Origin of the sequence: Bordetella genomosp. 5, from assembly GCF_002261475.1 — a bacterium.
GTDB lineage: Bacteria > Pseudomonadota > Gammaproteobacteria > Burkholderiales > Burkholderiaceae_B > Bordetella.
Genome location: NZ_NEVN01000010.1, coordinates 41,497 through 57,573, shown reverse-complemented (window position 1 = coordinate 57,573; position 16,077 = coordinate 41,497). Strand labels below are relative to the sequence as shown.

Below are 16,077 nucleotides of genomic sequence, written 5' to 3'. Positions count from 1 at the left end.
TGGTATGGATTATTAACATTTGAAGCATTTGCCTGACTTTCGGACGGATATATTTCACCCTTCCATGTCCCGGCCCGCGCGCCGTCCGGCGAGTCAGCCCGGGCAGGCGCCCGCCAGTACCGCTGAAGCCCGCGCTTCATGTCGACATGTTTGTATCGAGCTACACAGCCTAAAAAGAGAATTCGGATGCATTTACGTGGCGTCGCCCTGCTTCTGGCCCTCGGAGTCTGCGCGTTTCCCGCGCATGCCGAGTTTGAACAGCAACTCGGTCCGCTGGCCGGGGCCGTGCGCCAGCAAATGACGCAAGGCTGGACCGCCAGCGTGCAGGACGGCTGGTTCACGCTCTACAACGCCAACAAGTCCGGCAGCGAACAGACGCTCTACCTGCAGGCGGGGCCCGCGCCCAGCGGCGGACGCATCACCGACGTGAACGTCGTGGTGCGCTCGCAGAGCCCGAAGGCCGCCATCGGCCTGGCGCTCACCAACCGCGCCAACAAGGCGATCTGCCTGCTCGAGATCACGGCCGACAAGAACACCCATCTGTTCTGTGTGAACGGTCAGTCGCGCAAGAACATCGCCACCGTGCCCAACCTCGCCAAGCTCGACGGCTCCGATCGCATCCGCCTGATCGAGGCTGATGGCGCTGCCCGTTTCATCCTGAATGGCCAGAAGGTGGGCGACATTGCCGACGAGCCGGCGATGAACTCGGAGCTGGGCATCATGGCCTACGACGTGGGCACGTTCGGCATCGCGGACTTCGGCATTGCCAACAACGTGCTCGACCGGCCCGCCGACGCGCAGCCCCAGGGCCAGCCTTCGCGTGGGGGCGGCGCGCAGCAGGCGCCCCGGCAGCAGCCGGCCGCCGAGCCACCGCGCCGACGTTCGCCCGACAGCGACAACGTGCTGCCGGGCGAGGGCCCTTACCCCCGCTTCGGTGGCGATACGGTGCGCGTGGTCTCGGTGTATCTGGGCCTGATGCGCAGCATCTTCATGCACGAATTCGGCCACGCGCTGATCGGCGAGCTCGAGCTGCCGGCGACCGGCGCCGAAGAAGACGCCGTGGATATCTATTCGGCCCTGCGCATCGTCGAGCCCAGCATGTACCCGTCCGGCGATCGCGAGCTCGACGAGATCGCGCGCGGTTCGGCCACGTATGCCGCCCTGCAGTGGTATTACAGCGGCAAGATCGGCGAGGCCAAGGGCTCGACCTCGCCCTGGCAGGACGAGCATACGGGCGACCTCAAGCGCTTCCGCAACATGTTCTGCATCATGTATGGCGGCAATCCCGAGGCCTTCGAATCGCTCGCGCAGAGCGTGAAATTCGAGGATCGCACCAAGGCGCGCTGCATCGACGAGTTCAACAAACAGAACCGCGCCTGGCGCCGGATCCTGGCGCCGCACACCCGCGTCGGCACCTGGGAACCCGACGGCCAGCAGCCGGCCAACGCGCCCGGCGCGCCGGTGAACGTGACGTTCGAGCCCTCGTCGCGCAAGATCGGCAACTTCTATGGCGGCACGCTCGCCAAGGCGCTGACCGACAACATCCAGAACCTCGGCAAGACCTATGTGCTGCCGCGCCCGATCAATGTCACGTTCAAGGACTGCGGCAAGCTCAACGCCTGGTACAGCCCGCGCGAAGGCTCGATCACCATGTGCTACGAGCTGATCGAGCACCTGGCCGTCATGATTTCGGACATCGAGATGGGCACCGTGAACGGCGAGGTGGTGGACCGGACCGGCGCCGCGCCGGGCCGCCAGCAGACCTCCGCCCCGCCGGCGCCGCGTCAGGGCAGCACTGCGCCGGGCAACCCGCCCGCCAATGCCTTCAACGAGCTCGAGGATCGCGGCGTGCCGCCCAGCGCGCTGCTGTTCACCTCGCCGTACAAGGGGCCGACGCCGAACAAGCATTACAACGCCAAGGTCGTGCGCACCTCCGAGGTGGCGGACATGATCCAGAACGACCGCAAGCTCATCATGGTGGACACGAGCGGCCTGCTCGAGACGATTCCGCAGTCTTATTCGTTGATCGACGCGGGCTCGGACGGCAGCGTGCGTGACTCCCTGCAGAGCGCGCTCGACGGTTGGCTGACCAAGCAGAGCGGCGGCGACCGCAACGCCACGCTGGTGTTCTTCGGCGCGGGCATGAACGACCGCACCAGCTACAACGCGGCGCTGCGCGCCGCTACGCTGGGCTGGCCTACCTACTGGTATCGCGGCGGTATCGAAGCCTGGAAGGCCAACGGCCTGCGCACGGTGTCGGTCAAGCCGATGCAGCAGAAGCCCCAACAGTGATCGGGGCAGGGCGGCGCGCCTGAGCGTCCGCCGCCCACTCGCCGCGCGGCCGTCCCGTTGCGGCGCGCTCGCGTTTCGCCCCGGGGGCGGACCTGCCGCCCCGGCCGGTCAATCGACCAGCTTCCCCGCGCGCTCGATCGCCTTGGGCTCGTCGTCCGTCGGCGGCACGTCCAAGCCGACGTCGGCGCGCACCTGGGCGTGGCTGATGAGGGCGAAGATGAAGGTGCCGCCCACGATGTTGCCGAGCAGGGTGGGCAGCACGAAGCGCGACAGGCTTTCCGAAATCGTGGCTTCGCCCAGCAGCACCAGATACGTGACCTCGATCGTGCCGACCACCACGTGGGCCACGTCGGAGATGCCCATCAGGTAGGTGATCAGGAAGATGAGCAGCACGCGGCCGGTCTCGACCGCGTGGATCATCCACACCAGCAAGGCGATCAGCCAGCCCGCCAGCACGGCGGTCGCGAAGGACTTGTCATTGGGCACCTCGAGCAGGTGGTGGCCCATCGCCAGAAACTCCTTGTCGACCTCGGGCGAGAACATCGGCAGGTAGGCGAACACCGCAGCGGCGATCAGGCCGCCCACGAAATTGCCCAGCATCACCGTGCCCCACAGCCGCAGCAGCTTGATGAGCTTGAGCCAGGTCGGCTGCGACATGAAGGGCAGCACCGGCGTGATGGTGTTCTCGGTGAAGAGCTGCTGACCCGCCGTGATCACGAAGATGAAGCCCAGGGTGTAGCCCATCGCCTCGATCAGAATCGCCCAGGGCGCGTCGGGCAGGTAAGCCTGCAGCACGCCGCGGCCCAGCATCGAGGTGCTCATGATCAGGCCGCCGGCGATGGCGGACCAGAACAGGGCGAAGAAGTCGCGCCGCATCTCCTTCTCGCCTTCTTTGCGGATGATCTCGTGGACCGCGGCGGCCTTGGACGGCAGCTTCTCGGTCAGTTCTTCCGCGGATTCTTTTTTGTCGTTCGAGGCGGCGTTTTCGGCCATGGTGCGCTCCGGAGGGCGGTATCGGGTCTGCCCCTGTGGCAGGTGATTTCAACCATATGTCAGGCGGGCGGGAAGAAAAAGGGGCCGATTGGTGTCCAAGGCAAGCAGACGTAAATCCCGCTACGGCGGCCCGCCGTTCTGCATCATCCGTAAGCAGGCGATGCCGGGCGCGCCGACGGGGTAAACTGGCTGTTGCTCCGGGGTGCACGCCAGTGCTGAGATTCAGACCCGCGAACTTGAACCGGCTCATACCGGCGTAAGAAGAGCATCGACCTCAACAGGCCGCGCCGCAGCGGGCCGCCAGGGGCGGGCTTCGGAGCTTTCACAGGAACACGAAAGCCCATGAGCCCGATCGCACCGCCCGAGGCGGACATCCTCGAATTCATTGCCCAGGACGGCTGCACCGACGCCCAGTTCGACGCGCTCGCGCTGCGCCTGTTCGCGTATCAGTACGGCGCCAACCCCGCCTACCGCAGCTTCTGCCAGCGTCGCGGCGCCACGGTGCGCACGGTCAAGACCTGGAGCGACATTCCCGCCGTGCCGATCGACGCCTTCAAGGCCATGGAGCTGCGCTGCGAGCCGCCCGTGCCCGGCGAGCGTGTCTTCATGACGAGCGGTACCACCCGCGCAGACACCCGGGGCAAGCATTTTCATCCGCGGCTCGATGTGTACGACCTGTCGATGACGCGCAACTTTGCCGTGCGCGTGATGCAGGGCGTGCCGCGCCTGCCCATGGGCATTCTGTTTCCCGATGAGATCGCCATGCCGAACTCGTCGCTGGCGCATTATCTGGCGCTGGCCAAATCCGAATTCGGCACGCCCGACAGCCGCTATTTCATGTCGCCGCAAGGGATCGACCTGGCCGGCCTGTGGCAGCGCCTCGAGCAGGCCGAGCGCGAGGGCGAGCCTTACGCCCTGCTGGGCGCCAGCTATAGCTTCGTGCACGTGATCGACGCGCTGCGCAGCGAGGGCCGCTCGTTCCGCCTGCCGCCGGGCAGCCTGCTCTTCGACACGGGCGGCTACAAGGGCCAGTCGCGCGAGCTGCCGCTGGATGCGTTCTATGCGGCGCTGTCGGAGCTGCTCGGGGTGCCGCGTGCGCGCTGCATCAACATGTATGGCATGACCGAGCTCAGCACGCAGTTCTACGACAACGGCAATGCCACGGTGCCCTCGGTGAAATCCGGCCCGCACTGGATCCGCTCGCGTCTGGTCGATCCGGCCACGGGCCAGACCGTGCCCGCCGGCGAGCGCGGCATCCTGGCGCATTGCGACCTGGGCAACTTCAATTCGGTGAGCACGATCCTGACCGAAGACGTGGGCGAGCCGGCCGACGGCGGCTTCCTGTTGCTGGGCCGCGCCGAAGGGGCGCAGGCCAAGGGCTGCTCGCTCGCGGTCGAAGAATTCATCCGCTCGGCCGCGCCATGACGCCGCGTCGGATCGAGGCGGGCTACCTGCCCGGCCTGGCGGCCGCCGACGTCCAATGGCAGATCCTGCCGTTCGGCGAAGGCGAGGATCGCGTCGAGGTGGCGGTGCCGATGCTCACGGCCGCGCAGATGACCGCGCTGGCGGCGCGCGTGCGCGCGGCGGCCGCGCGCCACCTCAAGACGATGAGCGTGTCCGACATCATCGCCGTGATCGATCGCGCGGTCGCGCGCCTGCTCGACCCGCACGATCCTGTCCGGCGCGACGCCGATGCGCTGTTGCCGCGGGTGAGTGGCTACGACGCCAAAATGGTGCGTCTGGGCCTGACCGGCTTTCTCAGGACGTTTCGCGCCCCGCAGCTGCACCGGTTCGTGGCCGAGGATTTCGCCAACCCCAAGGTGCTCGACGGCTTTCAGCCGGCGGCCAAGGGCGGCGCCGTGCGGGCCTACGGGCCCGATCTGCTGGTGCACAGCTGGGCGGGCAACGTGCCGGCGCTGGCGCTCTGGAGCCTGGTGTGCGGCCTGCTCGTGAAGGCCGGCAACGTCGGCAAGCTGCCCACCGCCGAGCCGCTCTTCGCCGGCTGGTTCGCGCGCGCGCTGGCCGAGGTGCATCCGCCGCTGGCCGACTGCCTCGCGGTGGTGTGGTGGCGCGGCGCGGGCGGCGAAGATGCCGAAGCACTCTACGCGCAGGCCGACACGGTGGTGGCCTATGGCGGCAACGCCGCGCTGCAGGCCATCCAGCAACGCCTGCCCGTGACCACGCGCTTTCTGGCGCACGGCCACAAGCTGGGCTTCGGCGTGGTCAGCGCGCAGGCGCTCGATGCCTTGCAGGCGCCCGCGCTCGCGCGCCGGGCCGCGTGGGATGTGATGCGCTACGACCAGCAGGGCTGCTACTCGCCGCATGTGTTCTATGTTCAGCGGGGCGGCGAAGTGTCGCCGCGCGATTTCGCGGCCTATGTGGCCGCCGAGCTGGCCAATCTGCAGCGCCGCTTTCCGCGGCGCGCGCTCGATCTGGACGAGTCGGCGGGCGTGGCCAAGTGGCGTCAGGCGATCGAATGGCAGCCCGCGCGCGCGGGGGCGGACGACGGACTGATCGGCGACCCCGGCGCGGCCTGGAACGTGGCCTACACCGATCGCGCGCCGGCGCTGGCGCCGACCGCCCTGCAACGCACGATCGTGGTCGCCGCGATCGATACGCTGAATCAGGCGGTGGACGCCGTCGCGGGCCTGGCCCGATATCTGCAGACCGCCGGCGTCGCCGCCGCGCCGCACGAGCTGTACGCATTGGCCGAGCGGCTCGGCGCCGCGGGCGTCACCCGCATCAGCGCGCTCGGCGCCATGAGCGTGCCGGAGGCGGGCTGGCATCACGACGGACGCTTCAACCTGCTGGACCTGGTGCGCATGACGGAGATCGAATCGTCCGCCGAAGCCGCCGCCGAGCCCTACGCTTCGTATGAACCCTGAACCCGCACACCCGGCGCCGCCGCCCTTTCTGGATATCCGGCAGGCCGTCTATGCCTACCCGGGCAGTCCGGCCATCGTCGACGGCGTGGACTGGCGGCTGGAGGAGGGCGGCTTTCACACCCTGGTGGGCCGCAGCGGCTGCGGCAAGACCACGCTGCTCAAGCTGGCCGCCGGCCTACTCGCGCCGCAGCGCGGCCGCGTCGTGCAGGCCGACGGCAGCGCCGCCGCGCCGGGGCCGCAACTGGGGTATGTGTTCCAGGCGCCCACCTTGCTGGACTGGCATCGCGTGATCGATAACGTGCTGCTGCCGGTATCGCTGCAGCGCCGACCCGGCGCCGACGACCTCTCGCGCGCGCAGGAGCTGCTCGCGATGCTGGGTCTGGCCGACCATGCACAACGCTATCCGCGCCAGCTTTCCGGCGGCCAGCAGAGCCGCGTGGCGCTCGCGCGCGCGCTGATTCTCGAGCCGGCGCTGCTGTTGCTCGACGAACCCTTCGCGGCCCTGGATGCCATCACGCGCGGCGAGCTGCAGGATGACCTGCTGCGCATGTGCCGGCTGCGCAGCACGACGGTGCTGTTCGTCACCCACGATATCGGCGAGGCGGTTTACCTCGGCGATCGCGTCGGCGTGATGCATCGCGGCAGGCTGGTCGCCGACATCGGCGTCGACCTGCACTCGCCGCGCCACCCGTCGATGCGGCATGGCGCGCCCTTCAATGCCTGCTGCGCGCGCGTCTACGACGCCATGACCGGAGGTACGGCATGAGCCGCTTGTTACGTGGCCGCCGCGCCAGCGCGCGCCTGATGTCGCTCGCGCTGCTCGTCGCGCTCGTTGGCATCTGGGAGGCCGTGGTGCGGCAGACCGGCATGTCGGCCCTGGTGCTGCCCGCGCCGTCGGCCGTGGCGGCCACGCTCTGGAACACGCTGGCCTCGGGCTACCTCTGGCCGCATATCGGCACGACCGTGGCCGAGATGTTGCTCGGCCTTGCGCTCGGCGGTGCGGCCGGGTTGGCGATCGGCGTCGCGCTGGCCGAGTCGGCGTTGCTCGACCGCGTGCTCAAGCCCTATGTGATCGTGAGTCAGGTGGTGCCCAAGCTGGCGCTCGCGCCGCTCTTCGTGCTGTGGTTCGGGTTCGGCATGGCTCCCACCGTGGTGATGACCGCGCTGATCTGCTTCTTTCCGCTGATGGAAAACACCCTGACCAGTCTGCGTCAGGTCGATCCCAATCGCTTGCAGCTCTTTGGCATGCTGGGCGCGTCGCGCACCCAGACACTGCTGCGCCTGAAGCTGCCCGCCGGGCTGCCCGGCATTCTGGCCGGGCTGCGCGTGGCCGTGGTGCTCGCGCTGGTGGGGGCGGTGGTCGGCGAGTTCATCGGCGCGAGCCGCGGCCTGGGCGCGGTGATCATCGCCGCGCAGGGCATGATGGACACGCCGCTCATGTTCGCCGCGCTCACCGCCATCGCCGTCATCGGCCTGGTTTGCTATCAGGCCACGCTGTGGCTCGAACGCCGCCTGCTGCGCCCCTATACCGATCAACCATGACATCAACCAGGACGCTCACCATGCTGCCGTCTCTTCAACGCCGTGCCCTGCTGGGCGCCGCCGCCGGCCTGGCCGGGCTCGCCGCCTTCGGTCCGCTGGCGCGCGCGCAGGGCGCCGCCACCGGCAGGATCACGCTGGCTGGCTGGAGCAAGCCGATCGCGGAGATCACCAACCTGCTCGCCGAGCCCGACAAGGGCTTCTTCAAGGCGCAGGGCGTGGAGCTCGTCTACCTGCCCGGCGCGGGCGGGGGCGACGCCATCCGCAACATCCTCAGCGGGCAGGCGGATGTGGCCTTCACCGACCCGGGCTCGCTGTTCGCCGCGCTCGACAAGGGCGAGCCGCTGCGCGCCATCTATGACATCTATCCGCAGAACGTCTTCAACGTAGTGTCGCTCAAGTCCGCCAACATCCGGCGGCCGGCCGACCTCAAGGGCAAGCGCATCGGCGTGTACAGCCTGGCCAGCGGGACGCGCCAGAATCTGCTCGTGATGTTGCATCAGGCGGGGCTGACCGAAGCCGATGTCGAGATCGTGGTGACCGGCGTGCTGAATTTCGCGCCGCTCCTGCAGGGCCAGGTCGGCGCGACCGCCGCCACGGACACCGGCCTCGCGGTGGGCCGGCGCCGCGGATTGGGCGAGGTCGATGTGATGGAAGTGCGCGACGTGATCAACGTCTCGAGCGATCTGTTCGTCGTGCGCGAGTCGGTGCTGAAGGAGCGCGCCGCGTTGCTGCGCGCGTTCCTGAAAGGCTATCGCGACAGCGCCGCCTGGATGATCGCGAACCCCGAGGAAGCCGCCACGCTGGCCGGCAAGCGCGCCATCGACGGTACCGATCGCGCCATCAACCTCGAAGTGATCAAGCTGCGCAATGCCTCGAGCCTGGCCTCGCCGGGCGCGGGCGGCGTAGCGCGGCCGCTGGGCACCTTCGATGTCGACGCGCTGCAGCGCGCCGCCGACGCCTACCGCGCGCTCGGGTTGATCAAGCGTCCCATCGACGTGGCCAGCGTGGTGGACGCCAGCCTGTTGCCGGGAGCCTGACATGAGCGCGGATCGCAAGTTTGCCGGGAAAGTCGTGCTCGTGACCGGCGCCAGCCGGGGCATCGGCGCCGAGATCGCACGCGCTTTCGCGCGCGAGGGCGCCACGGTGGTCGTGAACTATCTCAGCAACGCCAGCGCCGCGCAGGCCGTGGCCGAGCAATGCCAGGCGTTGGGCGGCGATGCGTGGGCCGTGCAGGCCGACGTGGGCTCGGCGCCAGCGGTGCAGGCCATGGTGGACAGCATCGTGCAGGAAACGGGGCGGCTGGACGTGCTGGTCAACAACGCGCTGCGTCATTACGCCTTCGATCCGCGCCGCCGCACCGCGTTCGATGCGCTGTCCTGGCAGGACTATCAATCGCAGTTCGATGGCGCGGTCGGCGCCGCGTTCAACGTATGCCAGGCGGCCGTGCCGCATTTCAAGCGGCGCGCGCAGGGCTGCATCGTGAACATCGCGAGCAATCTGGTCGAGCATCCGGTGGTGCCGTACCACGACTACACGACGGCCAAGGCCGCGCTGGTGGCCTTCAGCCGTAATCTCGCCGCCGAGCTCGGTCCGCACGGGGTCCGCGTCAATTGCGTGGCGCCCGGCCTCGTCTATCCGACCCAGGCCAGCGGCGAGACGCAGGCCGCGTTCCGCGAAACGTTGATTGCCGCCACGCCGCTGCGCCGCATCGCCCGCCCCGAAGACGTGGCTGGTCCGGTGCTGTTTCTGGCGTCCGACTGGAGCGGCTTCATGACGGGCCAGGTGCTGTTCGTGGACGGCGGTCTGGTGATGCGCTGACACATGGGCAGAGCGGCAACGCCGCTCGCCGTTTGTCTCGAGTACCGCGCGGCGTGTGTCGAGTACCGCGCGGCAGGTGCGGCGTGTGTCGGGTGGCGCGCGGCGCGCCAGCTCAAGCGGTGCGGCCAGGTTCGGGCACGAGCTCGAACACCGCATGCAGCGAGCGGCCGCCTGCGTCCACCGCCACGGTCACCGGCATGTCCCGCACCACGAATTCGTAGATCGCTTCCATGCCCAGATCGGCGAACGCCACCACGCGCGCGGCCTGCACGCTGCGCGCCACCAGATAGGCCGCGCCGCCCACGGCGATCAGGTACGGCGCGCCATGCGCGCGGATGGCGGCGCGCGCTTCGGCGCCCCGCTCGGCCTTGCCGATGGTCAGCAGCAGACCGGTGCGCGCGAGCAGCTGCGGCATGAACTTGTCCATGCGGGTCGCCGTGGTGGGGCCGGCCGGGCCCACCGCCTCGCCGTCGATGGGATCCACGGGGCCGACGTAGTAGAGCGCGCGGCCCTGCAGCGGCACGGGCAAGGGCTGGCCCTGATCGAGCAGGTCGGCCATGCGCTTGTGCGCGGCATCCCGGCCCGTGAGCAGCTTGCCCGACAACAACAGGGTTTCGCCGGCCTGCCAGCTCGCGACGTCGTCGCGCGTGAGCGTGTCGAGATCCACGCGCCGGCCCGATCGGTCGGGCAGCGCATCGGGGATGCCGTCCCACACGGCGGGATCGGTCTCGGGCAGATGCGCCGGACCCGCCAGCGGCATGTCGAATGTGACATGACGGGTGGCCGCGCAGTTGGGCACGAGCGCCACCGGCAGCAGCGCGGCATGCGACGGCGCGGTGGCCACCTTGACGTCGAGCAGGGTGGTGTCGCCGCCCAGGCCCTGCGCACCGATGCCCAGCGCGTTGACCCGGTCGTGCACCTCGACGCGCAAGGCCTCTTCGGGCGTGGCGGCGCCGCGCGCGAGCAGAGCCGGCATGTCGATCGGTGCGAACAGTGCGCGTTTGGCGAGCGCCATGGCCTGCTCGGGCGAGCCGCCCACGCCCAGACCCAGCACGCCGGGCGGGCACCAGCCCGCACCCATGCCCGGCAGTTGCGCCACGACCCAGTCCGCCACGCTGTCGCTGGGGTTGAGCATGGCATAGCGCGCCTTGACGTCGCCGCCGCCGCCCTTGGCCACGACGGTGAGCCGCAGGTCTTCACCCTCGACGAGCTCGACCTGCACGATGGCCGGCGTGTTGTCGCGCGTGTTGCGCCGCGCGCCGAGCGGGTGGCGAATGATGGAGGCCCGCAGCGGATTGGTGGAACAGGTATAGGCGCGCGCGACCGCCCGGTTGGCCAGCGTCTGCAGGCTGGGCGTGGGCCCCGCGTCATCGTGCATGACGCGCACGTCCATACCCATGCGCACATACACGTGCACCACGCCGGTGTCCTGGCAGACGGGCCGGCGCGCCGCCGCGGCCAGTTTGCTGTTGACCAGCAGCTGCAGCAGGGCCTGGCGCGCCGCGTCGCGGGTTTCGCGTGCATGCGCGGCTTTCAGCGCCTGCACGAAATCCGCCGGGTGGGTGTGGCTGATCGATTGCAGCGCGCTGGCGATGCTGGTCTCGATGTCCGCGGCTTGCACGACGCGCATGACGGGATCCTATTGCAGCGTGATGCCGGCCTGCTTGATCACCTGCGCCCAGCGCTGGATCTCTTCGGCCGTGAATTGCTGGAAGGCCGCCGGCGCGTATTGCGCGGGCTGCAGCAGCTGAATGCCCTGCTCGCTCATGCGCCCCGTGAAGGCCTGATCCTGCAGCGCTTTCTGCCAGGCCTGGTACATCGTCTGCACCACCGCGTCGGGCGTGCCCTTGGGCGCGTAGAGGCCGTACCAGGTCGAGACCTGGAACCCGGGGATGGCCTTCTCGCCCATCGTGGGGACCTCGGGGAACTGCGGCATGCGCTCGCTCGACGTGAGACCGAGCGCGCGCACCTTGCCGCCCTGGGTCTGCGGCAGGGCGGTGTTGGTCTGGTCGAACATGGCGTCCACCTGATTGCCCATCAGGTCGTTGAGCGCCGGGCCCGCGCCCTTGTAGGCGATGGGCGTGATCTCCATGCCGGCCTGGCTGGCGAACATGGCCGCCACCAGATGCGAGGTCGAGCCCACGCCCGCGTTGCTGAAGTTGAGCTTGCCGGGGTTCTGCTTGCCGAACGCGATGAGGTCGGACACGGATTTATAGGGCGATTTTTCGCCGACCAGCAGCACCAGCGGCGTATCGGGGAAGCGGAACACCGCCTGGAAGTCGCGCGCCGGGTCGTACGGCAGGCGGGCATACAGCGAAGGCGCGGCGGCCATATAGCCGATATGGCCGACCAGGAAGGTGTAGCCGTCGGGCGTGGACTTCGCGGCCTTGGCCGCGCCGATGGTGCCGCCCGCGCCGCCGACGTTCTCGATCAGGATGGTCTGCTTGAGCTCCTGCGCGACCCGGTTGGCCACGTTGCGCGCCATCGCGTCCGTGGGGCCGCCGGCTGCGAACGGCACGATCCAGGTGATGGCCCGCGAGGGGTAGCTGTCTTGCGCTTGCGCGCCCAGCGGCAGGGCGAACGCGCCCGCGACGGTCAGTGCCGCCATCCAGTTCTTCATGGTTTGTCTCCGTGTGTTCTTGTGCTGTGTGGGGTGGGCGCCGGTCAGGCCGGCGAATGGGGAACGTAGGCGTGGTCGCGCATGCGGTCGACCATGGCGGGGGCCGCGCCGAGATAGTTGGCGGGGTCGCACAGGCGTTCGATGGCATCGCCGTCCAGGCGCTGCGTGACGCGCGGATCCTCGCGCAGCACGTCGGCCAGGCGGCGGCGCGCGGTGGCCGCGGCGCGGCAGGCGTCATAGACGACGTCGTGCGCGGTCTGGCGGCCGATGTGCGGCGCGAGGCCCATCATGACGGCCTCGGCCACGATGAGGCCGCCCGAGAGGTCGAGATTGCGGCTCATGCGGGCGGTGTCCACTTCGAGCCCGCCCAACATGAAACGCGCCTGGCGCAATGCGCCCGCGGTCAGCACGAAGGCCTCGGGCACCGCGGTCCACTCGACATGCCAGGGACCGGTGGCGCGCTCGAAGTCCTGCAGCATGGCGTCGAGCGCCAGTCCGGCGTGCTGGCGCACGGTCTTGGAGGCGCTCCACATCAGTTCGCACGAGATCGGATTGCGCTTCTGCGGCATGGTGCTGGATGCGCCGCGGCCTTTCACGAAGGGCTCGAACGCCTCGGCGAATTCGTTGGTCATCATCAGCATGATGTCCACGGCGATCTTGCCCAGCGAGCCCGCCACCAGGGCCAGGAATTGCACCGTTTCGGCCAGGCCGTCGCGCGCCACGTGCCAGGTGACCGGCGTGGCGCCGAGGTCCAGCTCCTGCATGAGTGCCGCGTGCACGGCCAGGCCCTCGTCGCCCAGCGACGCAAGGGTGCCCGCCGCGCCGCCGAACTGGCCGATCAGCACGCGAGGCCGCAGTTGTTCGAGGCGCTCGCGATGGCGTCGCACCATCAGCAGCCAGACGGCCGCCTTGTAGCCGAAGGTGATGGGCAGGGCGTGCTGCAGATGGGTGCGGCCGGCCATGGGTGCGTCGCGATAGCGCAGCGCCAGCGCATCGAGAATGCCGTCGAGCGCGGCGAGGTCGTCGTCGATGATGGCCAGCGCTTCGCGCACCTGCAGCACCGTGGCCGTATCCATGATGTCCTGCGTGGTGGCGCCCCAGTGCAGGTATTCGCCTTCGGCGCCGCACTGGTGCGCGAGCTGGTGCACGAGCGGCAGGATGGGATAGCCCACGATCTCCGTCTCGTCGCGCAGCCGTGCCATGTCGATCGCGGCCGCGTCGGCGCGCGCTTCGATGGCGGCCGCGGCCGCGGCGGGGATGACGCCGAGGCGGCCCTGCACGCGGGCCAGCGCCACTTCGGTGTCCACATAGCGCCGCACGGTGGCCTCATCGTCGAACACGGCGCGCATCGCGGCGGTGCCGAACATATCTTTGAACAGGGCCGATTCGAGGACTGAGATGGGCATAAATGTACGCTCGTAATAAGTTGTACGTACATTTAAGCAGGCGCTTGGTCCGGCGTCAACGCCGGGGATTACCCGTAGCGGAGGAGCCGGTCGGAGCAGCAGATAGAATGGAGTCCGTCTCCCATTTCCCGTCTGCCATGTCCATCACGCTGTACACCCGCATCTCGGAAGAACTGGCGCGACGGATCGCGAGCGAGGTGTATCCCGTGGGCACGCTGCTGCCCGCCGAGCATGCCCTGGCCGAGGAATTCGACGCCAGCCGCCATACCGTGCGCGCCGCGCTGCGCCAGCTGCAGGACCTGGGCCTGATCGCGCGCCGCCGGGGCAGCGGCACGGAGGTGATCGCCGCGCGGCCCAGGACAGGCTTCAGCCAGTCGCTCGGCTCGCTCGAAGACCTGGTGCAGCTGGCCGCCGAGACGCCGCGCACCATTCATCAGACCCAGGAAGTGGTGGTGGATGTCGGTCTCGCGCTGCAATTGGGCGTGGGCCCGGGCACGCGCTGGTTGAAGTTTTCGTCCACACGTGGCGCCGAAGGCCAGCCGCCGCTGGTCTGGACCGAGCTATACGTCGATGCCCATTACAAGGGCGTGCGCAAGCTGGCCCGCGAGCATCCCGACCGCCTGGTGTCGGACCTGATCGAAGCGCACTACGGACGCCGCATCGCCTCCGTGGCGCAGACGATCTCGGCCTGCGCGCTGCCCGCAACGGTGGCGCGCGAGCTCGCGGTGGCCGCGGAATCACCGGGCCTGTTCATTCGGCGTCAGTACAAGGATCAGGCAGGGCAGATCGTGGAGGCGTCGCTGTCGTATCACCCGGCGGGCCGCTACGAATTCACGACCACGCTGATCCGGGAACACTGAGCGGCGCGGGCGTCAGCGGCTGCTGGCGCGGCGCAGCCGTTCGAGTTCGGCCTGGTTGAGCCGGCGCGCTTCCTGCTCGGCGTAGGCGCGTTCGCCGGATTCATAAGAGCCTTCGAACATGCAGCGGCTGCGGAACCAGCCGCAGTCGTTGGCGACGCGGCCATCCTCGGCGCGTGTCTGGCCGTGCCCGTCGGGCGCGCTGGGCTTGCTCGAACAGCCGGCCAGGGCCGCGAGAAGAATCACCGCGGCATAGCGGCTCGACGTGAAGACAGACATGGACTGCGCCCCGAAAGAGTTGCTGCAGGCATAGTTATAGCAAGCCTCGCGCCCGCGGCCGTGCGCTGGTATCGTGGCGCGCGCCGCAGATGCGCTGAGCTTCAATGCTTGCCCGTCTCGGGGCCGTGCGCCCCGGGCGGCAGCCAGCGCCAGAAGACCGAGGCCGCGATCAGGCCCAGCAGGCCCACGCCGACCGAGCCCGCGCCCAGCGAAATGAGGGCGGCCAGTCCGGAGAGCACCACCGGGCCGCCGCTGGTGCCCAGGTCGGCCATCAGGCGCCAGATGCCCAGGAACTTGGTGCGCGCGCCGGCCGGCGCGGCGTCGGCGCCCAGGGTCATCACGATGCCGGATCCGATCCCGTTGCCAAAGCCCAGCAGCAGCGACACCACCACGAAGCTCACCACCCCGGTCGTGAGCGGAATCGCCATCAGGCTGAGGCCCATGATGAGCGAGCAGGGCAGCGCGACCCACAGGCGGCCGTAGCGGTCCATGACGCGGCCCGCCGGATAGAACACCGACATGTCCACCGCTGCCACGAGCCCGTAGATGAGCGATGTGGTGGCGGCGTCGAGGCCGAGGCTGGCGGCCCAGAGGGGGATCACCACCTGACGTGAGGCGCGCAGGGCGCTGATCAGCATGATGCCGACGCCCAGCGTGGCGTAGACCTTGCGATGATCGCGGGCGATCTGCGCCATGCCGAGCGCGGGCGTGGCGGCGCCGGCCGTCGGCCGCACGTCCAGGTCGGGGGCGGCGAGCGCGATGCCGCCCGCACCGAGCATCGCGGCGATCGCGATCCAGTACGCGCCGTCCAGCCCGATCAGGTGGATCAGCGCCGCGCCGGCGAACGGGCCGATGAACGTGCCGATACGTGTCGTGCCGCCCAGCGTCGACAGCGCACGGGCGCGGAACGAGAACGGCACGAGCTCGATCAGGTAGCTCTGGCGCGCCAGCTGGAACACCGATTGGGCGACGCCCTGCATCAGCATCGCCAGCGCGAGCACCCACAGCAGCGGCACGAAGATCACCAGCAGCAGCCCGGTCACGCTCAGCAGCGCGGCGCCCGCCATCGCGCGCTTCTCGCCGTAGCGCTGCGTGAGCAGCGCGGAGGGGATATTGGAGAAGAGCGAGCCGACGCCGATCAGCGCGGTGATGAGACCGGCCACGGCGACCGAGGCGCCCTCGTTGTGCGCGGTGAGCGCCACCACCGGCAGGATGGCGCCGTTGCTGATGCCGTAAAGCAGGGAAGGGCCGAACGCCGGAACGGCGATCTTCTTCAGATTGAAGGTGTCTGGTTGCGACATGTCGGGGCTGCGGGTCGAACTCGAGGCGCCGAAGCAGAAGCGCCCGAGGCTGCATCAAGGCATGCGCGCCCACGGCAGGCGGCG

Annotated in this window: 14 protein-coding genes and 1 riboswitch; of the genes, 8 read left to right on the top strand and 6 right to left on the bottom strand. The window is 69.2% G+C overall.

What is annotated here, in order from left to right; genetic code table 11:
• Window positions 1-186 precede the first annotated feature (186 nt).
• A complete protein-coding gene (locus CEK29_RS18910) occupies window positions 187-2,292 on the top strand; it encodes a DUF4344 domain-containing metallopeptidase (protein ID WP_094801499.1) in 2,106 nt (701 codons plus the stop codon).
• Window positions 2,293-2,400: 108 nt separating this feature from the next.
• Here the strand turns inward: CEK29_RS18910 and CEK29_RS18905 are convergent, their stop codons facing one another.
• The gene (locus CEK29_RS18905; protein ID WP_094801500.1) at window positions 2,401-3,285 is read right to left on the bottom strand and encodes a formate/nitrite transporter family protein; all 885 of its coding nucleotides are present in this window, start codon (window positions 3,283-3,285) and stop codon (window positions 2,401-2,403) included.
• Between the two features lie 188 nt (window positions 3,286-3,473).
• A riboswitch (TPP riboswitch) is annotated at window positions 3,474-3,565 on the top strand.
• 62 nt (window positions 3,566-3,627) lie between these two features.
• Here CEK29_RS18905 and CEK29_RS18900 point away from each other — a divergent pair.
• The 6 genes from CEK29_RS18900 to CEK29_RS18875 are packed head-to-tail and all read left to right on the top strand — an operon-like array spanning window position 3,628 to window position 9,530.
• Window positions 3,628-4,710 carry a LuxE/PaaK family acyltransferase gene (locus CEK29_RS18900; RefSeq protein WP_094858988.1) on the top strand — a complete coding sequence of 361 codons (1,083 nt, stop codon included), beginning with the start codon at window positions 3,628-3,630 and terminating at the stop codon, window positions 4,708-4,710.
• Window positions 4,707-6,170: an acyl-CoA reductase gene (locus tag CEK29_RS18895; protein WP_094858987.1), complete on the top strand. Its 1,464-nt coding sequence runs from the start codon at window positions 4,707-4,709 to the stop codon at window positions 6,168-6,170. Before CEK29_RS18900 ends, CEK29_RS18895 begins: the two co-directional genes overlap by 4 nt.
• Window positions 6,160-6,936 carry an ABC transporter ATP-binding protein gene (locus CEK29_RS18890; RefSeq protein WP_094858986.1) on the top strand — a complete coding sequence of 259 codons (777 nt, stop codon included), beginning with the start codon at window positions 6,160-6,162 and terminating at the stop codon, window positions 6,934-6,936. Before CEK29_RS18895 ends, CEK29_RS18890 begins: the two co-directional genes overlap by 11 nt.
• A complete protein-coding gene (locus CEK29_RS18885; protein ID WP_094858985.1) occupies window positions 6,933-7,712 on the top strand; it encodes an ABC transporter permease in 780 nt (259 codons plus the stop codon). Before CEK29_RS18890 ends, CEK29_RS18885 begins: the two co-directional genes overlap by 4 nt.
• Window positions 7,709-8,749 (top strand): ABC transporter substrate-binding protein, encoded by a 1,041-nt coding sequence (locus CEK29_RS18880; protein ID WP_255176203.1) that lies wholly within the window; start codon window positions 7,709-7,711, stop codon window positions 8,747-8,749. The genes CEK29_RS18885 and CEK29_RS18880 overlap by 4 nt, the downstream gene beginning before the upstream one ends.
• Window position 8,750: 1 nt before the next feature.
• Window positions 8,751-9,530: a 3-oxoacyl-ACP reductase gene (locus CEK29_RS18875; RefSeq protein WP_094858983.1), complete on the top strand. Its 780-nt coding sequence runs from the start codon at window positions 8,751-8,753 to the stop codon at window positions 9,528-9,530.
• Window positions 9,531-9,642: 112 nt separating this feature from the next.
• On the opposite strand, the gene CEK29_RS18870 is transcribed toward CEK29_RS18875, so the two are convergent.
• The 3 genes from CEK29_RS18870 to CEK29_RS18860 are packed head-to-tail and all read right to left on the bottom strand — an operon-like array spanning window position 9,643 to window position 13,556.
• On the bottom strand, window positions 9,643-11,160 hold the full coding sequence (locus CEK29_RS18870) for a fumarate hydratase (RefSeq protein WP_094858982.1): 1,518 nt from the start codon (window positions 11,158-11,160) through the stop codon (window positions 9,643-9,645).
• Between the two features lie 9 nt (window positions 11,161-11,169).
• Window positions 11,170-12,150 carry a Bug family tripartite tricarboxylate transporter substrate binding protein gene (locus tag CEK29_RS18865; protein WP_094858981.1) on the bottom strand — a complete coding sequence of 327 codons (981 nt, stop codon included), beginning with the start codon at window positions 12,148-12,150 and terminating at the stop codon, window positions 11,170-11,172.
• 44 nt (window positions 12,151-12,194) lie between these two features.
• Window positions 12,195-13,556: a class-II fumarase/aspartase family protein gene (locus CEK29_RS18860; protein WP_094858980.1), complete on the bottom strand. Its 1,362-nt coding sequence runs from the start codon at window positions 13,554-13,556 to the stop codon at window positions 12,195-12,197.
• A 107-nt stretch (window positions 13,557-13,663) separates the two neighbouring features.
• Between CEK29_RS18860 and CEK29_RS18855 the strand changes: the two genes are divergently transcribed.
• The gene (locus CEK29_RS18855; protein ID WP_255176202.1) at window positions 13,664-14,416 is read left to right on the top strand and encodes a GntR family transcriptional regulator; all 753 of its coding nucleotides are present in this window, start codon (window positions 13,664-13,666) and stop codon (window positions 14,414-14,416) included.
• Window positions 14,417-14,428: 12 nt separating this feature from the next.
• On the opposite strand, the gene CEK29_RS18850 is transcribed toward CEK29_RS18855, so the two are convergent.
• Window positions 14,429-14,692, bottom strand: coding sequence for a hypothetical protein (locus tag CEK29_RS18850; RefSeq protein WP_094801515.1), 264 nt, complete (start codon window positions 14,690-14,692; stop codon window positions 14,429-14,431).
• 101 nt (window positions 14,693-14,793) lie between these two features.
• Window positions 14,794-15,993 (bottom strand): MFS transporter, encoded by a 1,200-nt coding sequence (locus tag CEK29_RS18845; protein WP_094801529.1) that lies wholly within the window; start codon window positions 15,991-15,993, stop codon window positions 14,794-14,796.
• Between the last annotated feature and the right edge of the window lie 84 nt (window positions 15,994-16,077).

Excerpts from the sequence above, each read along its gene's own strand:
- CEK29_RS18910 (WP_094801499.1), top strand. The coding sequence starts at position 187 with ATGCATTTACGTGGCGTCGCCCTGCTTCTGGCCCTCGGAGTCTGCGCG.
- CEK29_RS18905 (WP_094801500.1), bottom strand. The coding sequence starts at position 3,285 with ATGGCCGAAAACGCCGCCTCGAACGACAAAAAAGAATCCGCGGAAGAA.
- CEK29_RS18900 (WP_094858988.1), top strand. The coding sequence starts at position 3,628 with ATGAGCCCGATCGCACCGCCCGAGGCGGACATCCTCGAATTCATTGCC.
- CEK29_RS18895 (WP_094858987.1), top strand. The coding sequence starts at position 4,707 with ATGACGCCGCGTCGGATCGAGGCGGGCTACCTGCCCGGCCTGGCGGCC.
- CEK29_RS18890 (WP_094858986.1), top strand. The coding sequence starts at position 6,160 with ATGAACCCTGAACCCGCACACCCGGCGCCGCCGCCCTTTCTGGATATC.
- CEK29_RS18885 (WP_094858985.1), top strand. The coding sequence starts at position 6,933 with ATGAGCCGCTTGTTACGTGGCCGCCGCGCCAGCGCGCGCCTGATGTCG.
- CEK29_RS18880 (WP_255176203.1), top strand. The coding sequence starts at position 7,709 with ATGACATCAACCAGGACGCTCACCATGCTGCCGTCTCTTCAACGCCGT.
- CEK29_RS18875 (WP_094858983.1), top strand. The coding sequence starts at position 8,751 with ATGAGCGCGGATCGCAAGTTTGCCGGGAAAGTCGTGCTCGTGACCGGC.
- CEK29_RS18870 (WP_094858982.1), bottom strand. The coding sequence starts at position 11,160 with ATGCGCGTCGTGCAAGCCGCGGACATCGAGACCAGCATCGCCAGCGCG.
- CEK29_RS18865 (WP_094858981.1), bottom strand. The coding sequence starts at position 12,150 with ATGAAGAACTGGATGGCGGCACTGACCGTCGCGGGCGCGTTCGCCCTG.
- CEK29_RS18860 (WP_094858980.1), bottom strand. The coding sequence starts at position 13,556 with ATGCCCATCTCAGTCCTCGAATCGGCCCTGTTCAAAGATATGTTCGGC.
- CEK29_RS18855 (WP_255176202.1), top strand. The coding sequence starts at position 13,664 with ATGGAGTCCGTCTCCCATTTCCCGTCTGCCATGTCCATCACGCTGTAC.
- CEK29_RS18850 (WP_094801515.1), bottom strand. The coding sequence starts at position 14,692 with ATGTCTGTCTTCACGTCGAGCCGCTATGCCGCGGTGATTCTTCTCGCG.
- CEK29_RS18845 (WP_094801529.1), bottom strand. The coding sequence starts at position 15,993 with ATGTCGCAACCAGACACCTTCAATCTGAAGAAGATCGCCGTTCCGGCG.